Annotated in this window: 9 protein-coding genes; 5 read left to right on the forward strand and 4 right to left on the reverse strand. The window is 40.0% G+C overall.

The window, feature by feature from the left end; all coding sequences use genetic code 11:
* Positions 1 to 17 precede the first annotated feature (17 nt).
* From DD649_RS06020 to rbsK, 3 genes are all read right to left on the reverse strand, one after another.
* A complete protein-coding gene (locus DD649_RS06020; RefSeq protein WP_294104660.1) occupies positions 18 to 1,034 on the reverse strand; it encodes an aldose 1-epimerase family protein in 1,017 nt (338 codons plus the stop codon).
* A 66-nt stretch (positions 1,035 to 1,100) separates the two neighbouring features.
* Positions 1,101 to 2,408: an L-fucose:H+ symporter permease gene (gene fucP / locus DD649_RS06025; RefSeq protein ID WP_294104662.1), complete on the reverse strand. Its 1,308-nt coding sequence runs from the start codon at positions 2,406 to 2,408 to the stop codon at positions 1,101 to 1,103.
* A gap of 279 nt (positions 2,409 to 2,687) precedes the next feature.
* Positions 2,688 to 3,608, reverse strand: a complete 921-nt coding sequence (gene rbsK / locus DD649_RS06030) for a ribokinase (RefSeq protein WP_336429533.1) — start codon at positions 3,606 to 3,608, stop codon at positions 2,688 to 2,690.
* A 169-nt stretch (positions 3,609 to 3,777) separates the two neighbouring features.
* On the opposite strand from rbsK, the gene deoC reads away from it, so the two are divergent.
* From deoC to DD649_RS06045, 3 genes are all read left to right on the forward strand, one after another.
* Positions 3,778 to 4,446, forward strand: a complete 669-nt coding sequence (gene deoC, locus DD649_RS06035; RefSeq protein WP_294104664.1) for a deoxyribose-phosphate aldolase — start codon at positions 3,778 to 3,780, stop codon at positions 4,444 to 4,446.
* Positions 4,447 to 4,492: 46 nt separating this feature from the next.
* Positions 4,493 to 5,272: a DNA-binding transcriptional repressor DeoR gene (gene deoR / locus DD649_RS06040; RefSeq protein ID WP_294104666.1), complete on the forward strand. Its 780-nt coding sequence runs from the start codon at positions 4,493 to 4,495 to the stop codon at positions 5,270 to 5,272.
* Positions 5,273 to 5,513: 241 nt separating this feature from the next.
* The gene (locus tag DD649_RS06045) at positions 5,514 to 6,614 is read left to right on the forward strand and encodes a Fic family protein (protein WP_294104668.1); all 1,101 of its coding nucleotides are present in this window, start codon (positions 5,514 to 5,516) and stop codon (positions 6,612 to 6,614) included.
* Positions 6,615 to 6,662: 48 nt separating this feature from the next.
* Here DD649_RS06045 and rnz read toward each other — a convergent pair whose 3' ends face one another.
* Entirely contained in the window at positions 6,663 to 7,577 is a 915-nt protein-coding gene (gene rnz, locus DD649_RS06050; protein WP_336429536.1) for a ribonuclease Z, read from the reverse strand.
* A 234-nt stretch (positions 7,578 to 7,811) separates the two neighbouring features.
* Here rnz and DD649_RS06055 point away from each other — a divergent pair, with 234 nt between their 5' ends.
* Both DD649_RS06055 and DD649_RS06060 read left to right on the forward strand, forming a co-directional pair.
* Entirely contained in the window at positions 7,812 to 10,010 is a 2,199-nt protein-coding gene (locus tag DD649_RS06055; protein WP_294104672.1) for an inverse autotransporter beta domain-containing protein, read from the forward strand.
* A gap of 411 nt (positions 10,011 to 10,421) precedes the next feature.
* Positions 10,422 to 17,290, forward strand: a 6,869-nt coding sequence (locus DD649_RS06060; RefSeq protein ID WP_294104674.1) for an invasin domain 3-containing protein, incomplete at its 3' end; no start/stop codon positions are given.

Consider the following 17,290-nt stretch of genomic DNA (forward strand, 5'->3'; position numbering starts at 1 on the left):
TTGCACAGAGAATAACCTTAACTTTCAACACCTGTTGTCACAGTAAATTGACGATTTTCACCAGCATCTAACCAAATTAATGTTTGATTATTTTTGGCAGCAAGAAAACCTTCAGGACGACAAGTCGCAGGAAGAACAAATGCACCCACTTTTTGGTCGCCATTATATAAAATCCAACGAGTTGCATAGTTCAGCTCATTAGATTTAAAACGTGTCACAAAGGTATTGCCTGCTGGTGATGTCATCTTAAACTCAGGCTCTGCGGTATACTGAGCCAAATTATCCATAAAAAAGACAATTTCAGGGTCGCACATCTGCGGCTGGTTGAGCTGATTTAATTTAATATCACCAGATTTCAATGATTCATTAAAATCTAACCACTGCTGAGTTGGGTGAACATGCCCCGGTATAGACTCACGCAATCTTATTGCGTTTTCTGGGATATTTTGACTCAGTGATGCGTTATCTACATAGGCATAATTCATATGACACATATATTGTAGCGGCATAGGGACAGACGCCAGATTAGTGACTGACATATGAATATCAAATAATGAACTACCCGCATTTAATAATACTGATGGTGCAGCACGATAGTGATGTCCAAAACCCATCACATACTCATATTCACCACAAATACGAATGCTAGTTTCATTAATCTCAAGCCATGCATTATCCATTGATGCACAAGGCATTTCGCCATGTAGTGGGTGGGTGTCCTCTGGTGATGGGCAGCCATTACTGATTAAACCTGAATGAAAAGCAAAACAGCCATAAGTTTCAATAACCGTTGGAACGCGTTTAGGCTCTGAAAACATATTTTCCATTTTCAGATTTTGGCCACAAAATTCTGCATCCCAAATCATTTGGCCTAAAAATGGTAAAATAGTTAAATAACCTTGTTGGTTTTCAATTCTCAGTCCTTCAACACCACTGCTATAAGTAAATGCAGTGACAGAAAACTGGTTATTTTTCAAAATTAATGACGACTTTTCCGTAAATAAGCGTTTGTGAAGCGGAATTATTGTATTCATTTTCATACTCACGGTTTAGTTAGGTGAATTTGGGCAGGTAAACCTACCCAAGATTTATTAAATCTATTATTTCGCTAATTGTTTTGTTTTGAAACGACGCTCACTAACAAAATAGATACCGACATAGACAAAACAGAACATAGAAACTAGGAATGAAAGTTGTAAGGAATGTAGTACATCGGCAACGTAGCCTTGAATGGCAGGTACAACTGCGGCACCAACAATTGCCATCACAATCACAGCGCCGGCCATTTCAGTATGTTCGTTATCAACCGTTTCCAATGTGCCAGCGTAAATAGTTGCCCAGCAAGGTCCAAATAGAATACTCACCATAACCGCTGCGTATACCGCGGTAAAACTAGGAATAAAGGCAACATAAATGAGGAATAACGCGCCAATTACTGAGTAAATAATCAATACTTTTTCAGCATTAAAACGTGTCATTAAAATATTAGCGATAAACTTACCAATAAAGAAGCACGCGAAGCTATACACCATAAAGTTAGATGCATCACGTTCATTAATATCACCCATTTCGAGCGCTAAACGAATAGTGAATGACCAAACCGCTACCTGCATTCCCACATATAAAAACTGAGCAATAATGCCTTTTCTGAAACGACTATTTTTTGCTAAATATTTTAATGTGTCCATGGCTGATGGGCGTTTATGATCTTTAGTCTCAGCAACTTTACATTTAGGGAATTTAGTGATTAAAAACAATGCCATTACGACCACTAGCACCATAATCATATAACGATATGGCTCAAGGGTATTTTCTAACATTTCCAAGCGAAATGCATGGAGTTGCTCTGGATTCATGCCCGCCATTTGGTTTTGCAGGCTATCCCCTTCAGAGAACACTAAATACTTACCTAACAAAATACCGCCCGCGGCACCAATTGGGTAAAAAGTCTGGCTAATATTAAGACGTAATGTGGCATATTCCCTTGGACCAATCATTGAACTATATGTGTTCGCTGCGGTTTCAAGGAAACTCAAACCAATAGCAATCGCAAATATTGCAGCTAAAAACATGGTATAGGTAGCCATGTGAGAAGCAGGGAAAAATAAGGAACAACCTGCGATATAAAGAATAAGCCCAACCATAATGGCGTATTTATAACTGGTTTTTTTAATCACTAATGACGCAGGGATCGCTATCAAAAAGTAACCACCATAGAAGGCACTTTGCACTAACGCAGAAGCAAAGTTACTCAGTTCAAAAACACTTTTAAACTGAGTGATGAGAATATCATTTAGTGCCGCAGCACATCCCCATAGCGGAAAAAGGCAAGACAGTAGGATAAATTGAAATAGAGGTGTCTTACTCAGGTAACCATCAGGTAGCTGAGTGATCTTATTAATGTTCATAGGGTACCCTTATATACTTATCATACTTCCAGATGCTTGATCGTTGGCTGCACTTATCCCTCCGAGTCACATACTTAATAATGTATGCTTATCGAATTGTTTCACTTGCCACCTACATGCATCCCGAATTATGTGTGTATAGTTATAATATTAACCCACTGAACCCTGCTTTATTGCTCTATTGGCAGCATTTGAGTTCAGTCGGTGTTTACTCAAAATCATTCGAGTGCAAGAAGTCGGTAAGAGATACCGAAATCTGCATCTGAAAGATAACGAATATCAGCTATTAAGTTGAACAAACTCACTAAACTGCTCAATACTTGGATAAGACGATTGGGTGCCTTTACCTGTCACACTAAATGCAGAAAACATCACCGCTTTTTTCAGTGCTTCTTCAATATTGCCCGTGTGTACATAATAATGTGCAAAGCATCCGATAAAAGCATCGCCAGCGCCGCTCGTATCAATGGCGTTCACTTCAATCGCAGGAAGATACAACTCACTGTCACGCGTCATCCACAACACGCCTTTTTCGCCTAATGTCACAATAAGATTTTTCAACCCTTTGTCGAGAAGAGACTGCGCTGCACGACGAACATTATCCATAGTGTTAACTGGCATATTGGTTAAAATTTCCAGTTCAGTTTCATTAGGAACAAAGAAATCGCAACGGCAAGCAAAATCAAGATCTAAAGTACGCTGAGCAGGTGCAGGATTAAGTAAAACAGGAATACCGTTTTTATTGCCGAATGCGATAGCGTGATAAACAGTTTCAAGTTGCACTTCAAGCTGCAATACAATTAACTTACATTTTTTTAAGTCTTCAGCTGCACGTTCGATATCTTCTGGTGACAAAAATTTATTGGCACCTTTCACAATCAAAATACTGTTAGATGAGTTTTGATTGACAAAAATGGGCGCGACACCACTTGATGTACAAGGTACTTTTTCAACATAGCGCGTATTGATGCCATAGGACTCAAGATTACGAATGGTATTATCGGCAAAAATATCATCGCCCACTTTTGTTAACATAATCACTTTTGAGTTAAGCTTCGCAGCGGCAACCGCTTGATTAGCCCCTTTCCCACCACAACCAATTTTGAACGCTGGCGCTTCTAATGTTTCGCCTTCTTTTGGCATCTGATCGATGTAAGTGATCAAATCGACCATATTTGAGCCTATAACTGCTATATCCATAATGTCCCTCGTGTTAAATAAATCACATAATGATATGATAGTAACACTATCATGTTGCAATAATATCATTTGTGATTAAGATCTCGAATAACGAATGTACAAGTGTTATATCTGCAACATTTCATCATTCTTTGTTACCTAATCCACATTTATATAGGAAGGTTTAAAAATGCAAGATTTAGCAAAATATATTGACCACACTCTACTTGCTGCTAATGCTACCGTGAGTGACATCAAACAGCTATGTGCAGAAGCCGCAGAACATCATTTTGCATCAGTTTGTGTGAATACGGCTAACGTTCCTTTAGCGAGTGAATGCTTAAAAAATAGCGATGTTAAGGTCTGCTGTGTGGTAGGCTTTCCGTTAGGCGCTTGTTTAACAGAAGCAAAAGCATTTGAAGCTGCTGAAGCAGTTCGCCGTGGCGCTGATGAAGTCGACATGGTTATCAATGTCGGTATGCTAAAAAGTGGTGATTTAGAATTCGTTCGCAAAGATATTGAAGCAGTATTTGCGGCTTGTGGTAAAGCAACATTAAAAGTTATTTTAGAAAATTGTCTGTTAACTGATGAAGAAATTACACAAGTTTGTGAAATTTGCCGCACAATTAAAGTCGGTTTTGTGAAAACTTCAACAGGTTTCAGTACAATGGGTGCCACTGAGCACCATGTTGCATTAATGCGTAAAGTGGTTGGTGATGAAATTGGTGTTAAAGCATCAGGTGGCGTTCGTGACCGTGAAACCGCAATCAAAATGATTAAAGCGGGTGCTAACCGTGTTGGCGCAAGTGCGAGTGTCTCGATTGTAACCGGAGACAATACAACACCAAGTGATTACTAAACGGTGTGGCGCGGCAAGTCCGCGCCGTTATAAAAAGGATGGATCGGTGATAGAAACAAAACAAAAAGAACGCCTTCGCCGCTTAAGTGAATGTCTGAAACGTTCAGGACGCATTCATCTTAAAGAAGCGGCCCGTATACTTGAAGTCTCTGAAATGACAATCCGTCGAGATTTAGGTGCTGATACTGAAGGCCCTATCCCCATGTCTCTGCTTGGGGGTTATATTGTTTCTGTCACACAACCTGGCACACTTGCCACCAATGAGCCGCAAGCAGATGTTTTCACGCCAGATCAAACTGAAGAATTGTATATACCCAATTTAGCCGCCAGTATGGTCACCGATGATGATGTGATCTTTTTTGATAACGGCATTGAAATGGCTACACTAATTTCACTTATCCCTGATGAAATAAATTTCACAGGAATTTGTTACTCTCATAACGTTTTTCTTGCTTTAAGTCAGAAAAAAAATGCCACTGCCCTTTTATGTGGCGGTGAATATCGTCCTAAAAGTGATTCATTTTATAACCCAACCTTGCCATCCCTTCTTGATTCAATAAATCCCAAAAAAGCATTCATCTCTGCATCTGGTGTACACAGTACCTATGGAGTCACCTGCTATAACATTGATGATTTACCAATGAAGAAAAAAGCGATGGAGAAATCCATTCGTAAAATATTATTAGTGCAATACAACTTATTTGATGAAGTAGCCACAGCCAATATGGGCGAGCTGTCTCAGTTTGATGTCGTTGTAACCAATCGGCAGTTATCTGATGAATATGAAGCTTACTGCCGAAATGGTTTTGTGAAAGTCATCTATTAGAAAAATAATATGTACGTTTTTAAGCTAATTTTCGACACGTTTTATTGATGTGTCGATACAATCGACATAATGTCCAAACATGTACGTTTTAAGGATCTTTTTCGACACGTTTTATTGATGTGTCGATACAATCAACATATCTTTCAATTATGTACATTTTTAGGATATTTTTCGACACGTTAAATATAAAGTGGTAAATTCAACTTCATACTATTTATATAAAATGATTGAGAAATATATTATGTGGAATCCTGCACAACCCTATAATAACCTCCCCTTATTACCCCCTTACCAAGCTATTGAAACAAAAAAAGTATTAAAAGCATGCATACAAGCAAGAACCGCGCTTGAAGGTCTTAGACAAGCTGGTGAATTATTACCCAATCAAAATTTACTCATTAATCTCATTCCCATCCTTGAGGCTAAAGACAGCTCCGAAATTGAAAATATCGTGACAACTACCGATAAACTTTTTCAGTATGTCAATGAAGATAGTCATGCAGACCCAATGACTAAAGAAGCGCTTCGCTATAGAACTGCGCTATACGAAGGTTATACAGATTTAAAAAATAGACCATTGTGCGCAAATACAGCCCTAACGGTCTGTAATACGATTAAAAATACACGAATGGATATCAGAAAATTACCGGGAACAGCATTAAAAAATCAAGTAACGGGAGAAGTTATTTATACACCACCACTAGGTGAACAAATAATTATCGAGCTTCTCACTAATTGGGAAAAGTTTATCCACCAAGAGGATGATTTAGACCCTTTAGTAAAGCTCGCGATTACCCATTATCAATTTGAAGCAATTCACCCTTTTACCGACGGTAACGGCCGTACAGGAAGAGTTATAAACATACTCTTTTTAATCGAGAAAAAATTAATAACCTTACCTATCCTCTATTTAAGTCGTTACATCATTAAAAATAGAAACGACTATTACTCTCACCTATTGAACGTCACTAAAGAGCAAGATTGGGAGTCTTGGGTTTTATATATCCTATCTGCTGTTGAGCACACATCAAGGTGGACAGTTGATAAAATAAATACAATTCGCACATTAATGGATCACACCGCTTTGCATATTAGAAATACACATAATGATATCTACAGTTATGAATTACTACAGTGTATTTTCGAACAACCTTATTGCCGAATAAAAAACTTAGTTGATAAAAATATAGCAAAAAGACAAACCGCATCTGATTACTTAAAAAAACTTTGCGATATTAATGTATTAAATGAAATTCAATCAGGAAGAGAAAAACTTTTTGTTAATCATAAATTAATTGATTTAATGAACAGCGATCAAAACCAATACATACCCTATGACTAATAACAAAAAGCTCACATTGACATCCTCTCAATTCTGCAGAAAAAAATGTCAAATTTTCACGGTTAAATAATCCACTGCGATTTCTGTCGCGGGGAAAATAGCCTGACATTCGGCTAACAGCATAGGAATATCTTTTTCACTGTATCGACCACTGATATGGGTGGCGATGAAACGTTTAGCCCCTGCATCTCGTGCTAGCTGGGCTGCTTGGCAAGTTGTCGAGTGACCCCGTTCATTAGCTTTGGCTTCAAATGCAGATTCAAGTGTAGTTTCGTGTACCATCACATCAGCGTCTTTCGCTAATAATACTGCCTGCGCTGTTGGTTCAGTATCACCGAAGATAGCAATCACTTTGCCGGCTATCGGGTCGCCAAGGTAATCAGCGCCATTAATCACTCGGCCATCGTCCAAAGTAATGGTTTCTCCGGCTTTAAGCGCCTGCATCCACGGACCTCGAGGAATACCATCATTAGCCAGTTTTATCGCATTAAGCATGCCATTTTTAGGGTATTCCTCGATACGATATCCATAACACTCCACACGATGATCTAAAGAATATGCCGTAACAATCAATTCACCATCATCAAATAATTGTCCAGCTGTAATCTCCACAATATCCAATGGATAGGTGAGATAAGATGCACTAATCAAAAGTGCCGTCTCAATATATTGCTTCAGCCCTTTTGGGCCATATAAGGTTAATGGGTCAGTTGAGCCACTCATTGAGCGACTACATAATAAACCAGGTAGACCAAAAATATGGTCTCCATGTAAATGAGTAATAAAAATTTTATCAATTCTGGGTATTTTAAACTCACTATTCAATATTTGGTGTTGCGTACCTTCGCCGCAATCAAACAGCCAATAACTTTTTCGAATACCGACTAAATTTAATATCATACTAGTGACATTACGCTGCTTTGTCGGTACTCCGGCACTGGTTCCTAAAAAAGTTAATTCCATAATTTCCTTCTTTAACGCATTGTTTTTATTTGAGTAAGATTTATTCCAATGAATAATCTGTCTATTTTATCCGCTTTATATTTAATATGTTACTGTTGTTAATTAAAGTTGCCAATTCTGAACTATTCCAAAGTTTCAATTTCCCTTCTCAATTAGTCCAACTAATTCCCAAGCTCTTACCTATATAAATATTCAACAATAGCAATGTTAATATTGATATCAGGAATAAATCCGATGGGCCCCTCTTCGTCAACATTGAAATTAAAGCTATCAAATAGCTTTGTATTATTTACCGCTATCTGGTCTGCTGCTATTGTGCCAGCCATGCCGAGCTATGCCAAAATGCTCAATTTAGAAGATCTGCCTACATTAGGTAGCGATGCAATTCAATTCGAAGAGATTCAGCCTGAAGATAGCACTGAACGTTTTTTAGCTGAATATGGCCAAAATGCAGCAAATTTTTCCGCTGAAGAAAAAAACACCAAAAACTTAGCTGAAATGGCCCAAGAGTACGTACGCAATCAAGCTGCCAATGCTGCCACTGATGAAATTACCCATTGGCTATCTAAAGCAGGCAACGCCAAACTCAGTATTAACCTTGATAAAAAACTATCCATTAAAAACTCTCAGCTAGATTGGTTAGTCCCTTGGTATGATAAACCAGATTTACTACTCTTTACCCAACATAGTATTCATCGCACCGATGGCCGAGTACAGATGAATAACGGCATTGGTTTACGTCGCTTTAATCAAGATAGTATGATGGGGTTGAATGCTTTTTTTGATCATGACTTATCCCATTACCATTCACGCTTAGGATTCGGTGCAGAATATGCACAGGATTACCTCAAAATTAGTGCAAATAGCTATTTAGGGTTATCTTCTTGGCGCAGTGCATCTGAATTAGAATACGATTATAATGCCCGCCCTGCCAACGGCTGGGATCTACAAGCCGAAGGTTGGTTGCCCAGTTATCCAAATCTCGGCGCTAACTTAAAACTAGAACAGTATTACGGCGATGATGTGGCTTTATTTGGCAAAGATGAACGCCAAAAAAATCCAATAGCCGCCACCGTCGGAATCAACTGGTCACCCTTCCCGCTGCTTGCGCTCAATACGGAGCATCGCATGGGAAATGGGGGTAAAAATGAAACACATGCAAAAATTGCATTCACTTGGTTATTAGGCAAGAGCCTAGCACAGCATCTTGATACCTCAGCAGTTGCGGCCACCCGTCATATCTCCAATAGCCGCTATGATTTTGTTAACCGTAATAACAACATTGTTTTGGAATACCAAAAGAACACGCTGATTTCATTGTCCTTGCCCAAAATTATTCAAGGTGTAACTGGGCAAGAACTCCCTATTATTCGAAATTTAACGACCGAATATCCCCTTGAGAAAATCATCATAGAAGCTCCTGAATTAATTGCAGCGGGCGGGGTTCTGACACTTAATGGCACCGCGAGCTCAATAAAATTACCCTCTTACAAAATCGCGGCCAATAAATTAGAGAATCAAAAACATAATCTTTATCGCCTCACAGTAACAGCTTATGACACCAAAGGTAATGTTTCACCGAAAGCGGAAACCCTAATAGAAGTCACCGATACAGGTGCCCTTTCTATCAGTCATGAAAGTGCTTTTAAAAAGAATAATGCAATAGCCAATGGAAAAGATGCCAATACATTCTCTGTGGTGATTAAAGATACACTTGGACACATTGTTCCCAATGCCAAAGTGACTTTTACCTTACCAAATGGCCTCAAATCCGTGAGCCAAAAAAATGATGAATATCGCTCTTTATTCAATCATTTCATGTGGAAAACCCAAGCAGCGAAATCCGTCTCAGAACAAAAGCAAAATATTGTCGCAAATAGTAAAGGGGAGGCATCTATTGAGTTTACTGCACTCATCGCTGGGGACTATATGATTAAAGCGAGCTCGAGCCATGGAGAAGAAATTGAAGAGATGTTCAACTTTAAGCCCGATATTGAGCAATCATTTATTAGCAGTACCCGAATACTGCAAAATAATTCAGTCGCCAATGGTATAGCGAAAAATAAAGTTAAGTTTCATATCGTAAATAACAATAGGCAAGCTCTCAAAGGTGCATTCGTACATTTTGAAGCTAAAAACGCCATTATCTTTCCAACGAAACTAACCGATGAACAAGGCAATACGGAAATAGAAATTAGCAGCTTAGTCGCAGGCCCAATTGATATTATTGCAACCGTTAATGGCAGTACGACAACGGCTCAGGTTAACTTTATTTCAGGGACCTCAGCGAATACCACACTCACTGAATCCCAACAGGCCCGCCATCCTTATACAGGTACACAACTTAGACAGCCGATAAATAAGCCAACACCCCAAAAATACTCACCGTGGAGTTTATTAAACCAGCTGTTCCAAAAAATTGAATCGCGGTAAAACTAATAACATAGGCATAACTTATTTAATCTTTAGCCCCTTCATTGGGGCTTTTTTCATCCGAAACTCACCTATACAAGGTTTCTTCTAACACCGACGAAATTGATTATCATACCGATGAAATCATTCATTTTAATGGTTATTTAAGACCATATACCTACACCGCTTTCAAACTTAAATCCATTAATTATCTTATTGTTTTCATTAAGGTAAGGTCTTTTCCCAAACGAATTAAGCCTGTTTCAACTGCATTTTATTGTGCGTTTTCACGCTTATCAATAAACGTCGTCAATTCCGCGTTATTCCTTATTGAAAATTTGGCTTCTGTTTAAGTCAAACTAATTCACAAGCTCTTACCTATATAAGCATTCCACAATAGCTACGTTAATATTAAAACTAGGAATGAATTGAATGAACCCCGCTACGTCAACACAAAAGCCAACACTGAAACACAAGCTCTCAAACGGCTTTGTGCTATTTACGGCAATTTGGTCTTCGGTGATTGTACCAATCACACCGAGCTATGCAAAAATGCTAAGTCCCGATGAACTACCAACACTGGGTAGTGATTCAGCACCTACTGATGATCATAAAGTTGAGCAATTTATCGCTGAATATAGTCAGAGTGCAGCACACTTTATTGCAGATAAAAAAAGTACTAAAGACCTTGCCGATATCGCGCAAGATTATGCACGCAATAAAGTAACACATACTGCAACTAACGAAATCAATCGTTGGCTATCGAAAACAGGTAATGCCAAGTTCAGTGTTGACGTAGACAAAAAACTGTCCATTAAAAATACCCAATTAGATTGGTTAATCCCTTGGTATGACCAACCGGATTTATTACTCTTTAGCCAACATAACATTCACCGCACTGATGGCCGATTACAAACCAATAATGGTATTGGTGTGCGTCACTTTACTCCTGAGCGCATGATGGGCGTCAATGCCTTTTTTGACCATGATTTATCTCGCTATCACTCACGCTTAGGTTTTGGCGCAGAATATGCACAAGACTTTTTAAAACTTAGCGCCAATACTTATATGCGCACGTCTTCATGGCGTAGCGCATCAGAATTAGATAACGATTATAATGCACGTCCTGCCAATGGATGGGATCTACAAGCCGAAGGTTGGTTACCGTCTTATCCTAATATTGGCGGAAACCTGAAATTTGAGCAGTATTTCGGCGATGATGTCGCCCTATTTGGCAAAGATAAACGCCAAAAAGACCCACTCGCCACCACTGTTGGCGTTAACTGGACCCCATTCTCACTCGTTACCCTAAACGCAGAGCACAAAATCAGCGGTAAATTAAGTGAAACTAGCGCCAAAGTTCAATTTACGTGGGCATTGGGTAAAACCCTAGCTGAGCAGCTTGATCCGACCAAAGTGGGTGACTCACGCCGCCTAATGGGTAATCGCTATGATTTTGTTAATCGCAATAATAACATTGTGTTGGAATATCAGAAAAAAACGCTCATATCCCTCTCATTGCCTGCAAAAATTCAAGGACAATCTGGAGATGAGTTACCAATAATCAATGCATTAACAACCAAATATCCTTTAGATAACCTTGTGGTACAAGCCCCTGAATTTCTAAGTGCAGGCGGAAAAATCAACCTCAATGGTGCCGCAACACAAGTCAAATTGCCTTCCTACAAAGTCGCGATGACTGAGCAAGAAAGGCAAAAAATCAACCTCTATCGACTCACAGTAACCGCATCTGACACCAAAGGAAATATTTCACCACAAGCAACAACACTGATTGAAGTGACCAATTCGGGCGTATTATCTATTCGTCAAAATGAAATCACTCAAAAAGGCAATACGTTAGCCAATGGTCAGGATGTTAACACCCTCACTATCGTTGCCAGAGATCCCCTTGGTAATGTAGCGCCAAATGCCAATGTTACTTTTACTTTGCCCCCTGAACTCAAATTAGTGACCCAAAAAGCCACCTCTTCAAGTATGGCTTTTAGCAACCTATTCAAAAAAATGCAGGCGGCAAAATCAACCACTAAACAAAAATATGACATTGTCACTAACATGAAAGGTGAAGCATCAATTCAGTTCACTTCTCTGGTCACAGGCGAGCATCGCATTCAAGCCACAGCGGGCAAAGGTACGCCAATTGAGTCTATTTTTGTCTTTATCGCCGATACCCAACAAGCTCATATTAATGCTTTCAATATAATCAGTGATAACGCCGTTGCCGATGGAAAAGCAAAAAATAAAATCAACTTCCATATCACCGATAACAATAACCATCCGATTAAAGGGGTTATGCTGCATCTTGACTCGAAAAATGCCACGGTGACACAAGTTAATCCTAGTGATGAACAAGGTAACACCGAAGTTGACGTAAGCACCCTGATTGCTGGGTCAACCAATATCACAGCGAGCCTCAATGAGCAGAATGTCACTGCAACCGTCAATTTTGTCTTCGGTCAATTAGCACATGTTGTCATTACGGATATCTCGCAAGCCGCTGCTGGGGATGATAGTACTATTACCATTTCGTTAACGGATACCCATGGTAACCCTGTGTCAGGAGCTGATGGCACAGTCATGGTGAATATCGATGGTACAGAAACACCCGTTATCATTACCGAGACCCATCCAGGTAGTGGAATTTATATCGGCAGCTTGCCGGGACAACAAATGGGGAAACCAACAGTAACTGTAACCGTTGACGGCCAAGTCTCACCATCAGAAACCATGATCATTGAACCGCCTAAACCGATATCGCCGGCGAATCCTAACGGTACAGGTCCAAAAGGTGAACAAGGTGTTATTAACAGCATCATTATTACCCCAAATAAAAGCCATGGTTTGCAATCAGGCGATACGCTTGAGCTCACGGTGACGATCACCGATGCATTTGATAATGGTTTATCTGGTTTAGATACCAATAATATCAATATTGGCGATCACAAAGGGGATTCTTTGCATTGGACGGATAATAAAGATGGTTCATACACCACCACCTTACCGTTAACCGACGTTGGTAATAAAGATTTAACCGCCTCAATCAATGGCACTACTAGCCCACAAACTCAAGTCCAAGTTGAAAATGCCACAGGCACAACCAATGTGGATAAAGTCGAAATTACAAATATCACCAAACCTGTGGCAGGAGCAGATAGCACCATCACCATCGAATTAACCGATAAAAATGGTAACCCTGTCGTCGGCGAAACAGAGATCACTATCAATATTGATGGAAAGCCTCACATCTTACCTGTGACAGAAAAATCCCCAGGAATTTATGAAACCACTATTAGTGGGCAGCATGCGGGTAACCATAGTATTTCGGCCACAATTAACGGTGAGGAGTCACCAAAAGAGTTACTGATTGTCGACAAACCGCAACCTATTCAACCTAAAGACCCTAGCGGTACGGGGCAAAAAGGTGAACAAGGGGTTGTCGATAAAATAGAAATTACAACTGGCAATACGAGCAATCTACATTCAGGTGATTTATTAGACATCACAGTTTCTATTTCAGATACCTTTGGTAACGGATTAGTTGGTTTAGATACCAATAAGATAGATATTGGTAATCATAAAGGCGACACCTTAACATGGGTTGATAAAGGCGATGGTAAGTACACAACGACTATCACATTAACCGAACTAGGCATTAATGACTTAACCGCATCTATCAATAACCAGAAAACACTTCCTGTACAAATCCATGTCAACAATGCAACAGGTAAAGATAAGGTCAGCGAAGTTAAAATAACCCTCACAGAACAACCCGCAGCGGGCTCAAGCAGCACATTAATTGTCGAATTAACTGATAAAAATAGCCACCCTGTCGTTGGTGAAAAAGAGATTATTGTTGATATTGATGGCAGCAAACACACTCTGCCAGCGAAAGAAAGTAAGCCCGGTATTTATGAAGTCACACTGCCAGCACTGCTCGCGGGAGACCACAATATTAGTGCTAGCGTTAATGGCAAAGATTCAACTAAAAACACATTGGTAGTCGCACAACCCACCTCGATTAAATCGGAAAACGCTAACGGTACTGGTCATAAAGGTGAAAAAGGGGTTATCGATAAAATTGCGATAACCACTGGCAATATTACGCATCTGCAATCAGGGGATAAGCTTGAGGTCATCGTCACGTTAACTGATGCATTTGGTAATGCATTAAAAGATATTGATACTAGCAATATCACCCTAGATGGGCACAAAGCAGGCAGTCTCACATGGGTTGATAAAGGTGATGGTTCATACTCAGCCAATATCACGTTAACCGAAGCGGGCAGTAATAGCTTAATCGCTTCCATTAATGGTCATAAAACACCCATAGTACAAGTTCAAGTCGGTAATGCGACGGGTACAGATAAAGTCAGTAAAATCGAGATCCTTACCATCAAAACACCGCCTGCCGGTACAGAGGGTAATCTCACCATCAAGCTGACAGATAAATATGGCAACCCAGTGATCGGTGAAAAGGAAATTACCGTTAATATTGGAGGACAACCGCACAAACTAGCCGCAACGGAAAAAACTGACGGTATTTATGAAATCACTCTGCCAGCACTTCAAGCGGGTAACCACAACATTAGCGCTAGCGTTAATGGCAAAGATTCAATCGAAAATACATTAGTGGTGGCAAAACCCACCCCAGTTAAACCGAAAAACCCCAAAGGGACAGGCAACAAAGGTGAACAAGGGGTTGTTGATAAAATTACCATAATGACGGGCAATACCGCTAACCTACAGTCTGATGATAAATTAGAGATTACTGTCTCTATCATCGATGCTTTTGGTAACGGTTTAACGGAACTCGACACCAACAACATCAAACTTGAAGGATATAACGGAACGTTAGTCTGGAACGATAAAGGTGATGGGGCTTACACGACAACTCTCACATTAACCGAGGTTGGCACAAAAGATTTAATCGCTTCAATTAATGGTAATAAAACACCTACAAAGACAATTCAAGTTAACCATGCCAACGGGAAAGACAAGGTTAGCAAAGTTGTCATCACGAAAAAAGAACAACCTGCCGCGGGCTCTAACAGCACAATAACCGTCACATTAACCGATAAACATGGCAGCCCGGTAGTCGCTGAAACTGAAATGACTGTCAATATTGATGGCAAGCCGCATACCCTCCCCGCGAAAGAAGGGAAACCGGGTATTTATGAAGTCACGCTACCAGCACTGCAAGCAGGTGACCATAAAATTACTGCCACGGTGAATGGACAAAACTCCGCTAAAGATACTTTGGAGGTGAAAAAACCGGCCCCAATTAGCTCGAATAATTCAAGCGGAACGGGTAATAGTGGTGAACGTGGCGTTATCAATAACATTACCCTGACTACAGGTGATATCACACGCCTGCAATCAGGTGACAAACTGGATATCACGGTAACCTTAGTTGATGCATTTAATAATCCGTTAACGGCTATCGACACAAGCAATATCATTCTCGATGGGTATAAGACAAGTTCGTTGAAATGGACTGACAATGGTGATGGCTCTTACACTATCGCTTTACCATTAGCGCAAATAGGTTCGAATGACTTATCTGCGTCTATTAATGGCCATAAAACACCAATAACCAAAGTTGAAGTTAATAATGCGACTGATTTCAATAAAGTCAGCAATATCGTACTTGATACAATCAGCCCTAGCGAAGCGGGTGAAAAGCAAACTATCACGGTAAAAGTCAGCGATTTATACCAGCATCCCGTTACAGCTATCTCAAGCAAGATTGCAATTAAGATCAATGGAAAATCAGCAGCAATTACTTTAGTGGATTCATTGACTGAGAAAGGTACTTATACCGCTGAATTACCAGCAAAAAATTCGGGTAAATATACCATTGAAGTTAATGCCAATAACAAAATAGCATCACAAATTTGGATAGTAAAAGCGACGAGAACGATCTCCGTTAATAAAAAGGATGGTAGTGGTGTAGAAAATCAACGTGGTGTCATTAAAACCATCGAGTTAACCTCTTCATCGACCAAAAATCTCAAATCAGGCCAATCATTACAGTTATCTATGGTACTCAAAGATGCCTTTGATAACCCTCTTGAAGGGCTCAATGGTTCCAATATTCAGTTACAGCATCAGCAAAAAATATCTGGCAACCTTATTTGGTCAGACCAACACAACGGTAGCTACACCACTCTTTTGCCACTAACAAAAATTGGCCAAGACAATTTAACGGTAAAAGTGAACCAAATAACAACTTCGCCACTTGTTATTAATATCGGTAATGCCACCGGAACCACCCAAATCAAACAAGTTAAAATTAACAGCATCACTACACCAGCCGCTGGTGAAACCAGTGCTATAACACTGGCACTTACTGATGACAACAACCAACCCATCACAGGGATAGATAATAACGTAATAGCCTCTATCGATGGTGCTGAAGAGTTGCTTAAGATCACTGAAACCGTCAACAAAGGAACCTATACCGGTACCCTTTCTGGCCAAAAATCAGGAGACCATAAAGTCATCGTAACGGTTGGCGGTGTTAAATCTGCTGAATCAACCTTAACAGTCACCTCACCGACAGCTATAGCCAACAATAACAGTGGTAAAAAAGGTTCTCGTGGTGTGGTCAACACCGCGATACTCACCGTTTCACCAAGCAAAGACTTGAAGTCTGGCGATACGTTAAAGCTAACGGCTACGTTAAAAGATGCTTTTGATAACTCACTAACTGGCGTCGATTTAGCGCAATCACTTACCCATAAGCAAACAGGTAAAGTCACTTGGGTAGCACAAAAAGATGGAACTTATACGGCCAACTTAGCCTTAATGCAATTGGGACAAGACCATTTATTTATCACCGCAAATAAGATACAAAGCCCAACGATTATTATTGATGTCAAGCCACAGTTAGGCAGTAATGCTATCCATAAAATTGATATCAATAACATCGCACCAGCAGCAGCCGGCGCCGAAAGCACCTTCACGGTATCCCTGACGGATAAAAATGGTCACCCAGTCACTGGCATCACACAGGTTGACGTTAAAATCGGTCAGCAACAACCCTTAAAAGTTGCCGTTACCCAACAAGCAAATGGTAGTTATATCGGAACATTGTTAGGTCAGCAAAGTGGTTCACACAATATTGTTATCACTGCAAATAGCCAATCATCAAGACCAGAAACACTACAAGTTATAGCTCCAGATACAGTAACCGCAACGTCAAATGGTGCTGGTACATCAGGAGCTCGTGGTGTGGTAGACAGTGTTACATTCAGCACAAAACCAAGCACTGATTTTAAATC

This window comes from Providencia sp., assembly GCF_003533305.1.
Taxonomy (GTDB): Bacteria; Pseudomonadota; Gammaproteobacteria; order Enterobacterales; family Enterobacteriaceae; genus Providencia.

What these genes read in the sequence shown, in the direction of transcription:
- DD649_RS06020 (WP_294104660.1), bottom strand. Translation starts at nt 1,034, where the DNA reads ATGAATACAATAATTCCGCTTCACAAACGCTTATTTACGGAAAAGTCG.
- fucP (WP_294104662.1), bottom strand. Translation starts at nt 2,408, where the DNA reads ATGAACATTAATAAGATCACTCAGCTACCTGATGGTTACCTGAGTAAG.
- rbsK (WP_336429533.1), bottom strand. Translation starts at nt 3,608, where the DNA reads ATGGATATAGCAGTTATAGGCTCAAATATGGTCGATTTGATCACTTAC.
- deoC (WP_294104664.1), top strand. Translation starts at nt 3,778, where the DNA reads ATGCAAGATTTAGCAAAATATATTGACCACACTCTACTTGCTGCTAAT.
- DD649_RS06045 (WP_294104668.1), top strand. Translation starts at nt 5,514, where the DNA reads ATGTGGAATCCTGCACAACCCTATAATAACCTCCCCTTATTACCCCCT.
- rnz (WP_336429536.1), bottom strand. Translation starts at nt 7,577, where the DNA reads ATGGAATTAACTTTTTTAGGAACCAGTGCCGGAGTACCGACAAAGCAG.
- DD649_RS06055 (WP_294104672.1), top strand. Translation starts at nt 7,812, where the DNA reads ATGGGCCCCTCTTCGTCAACATTGAAATTAAAGCTATCAAATAGCTTT.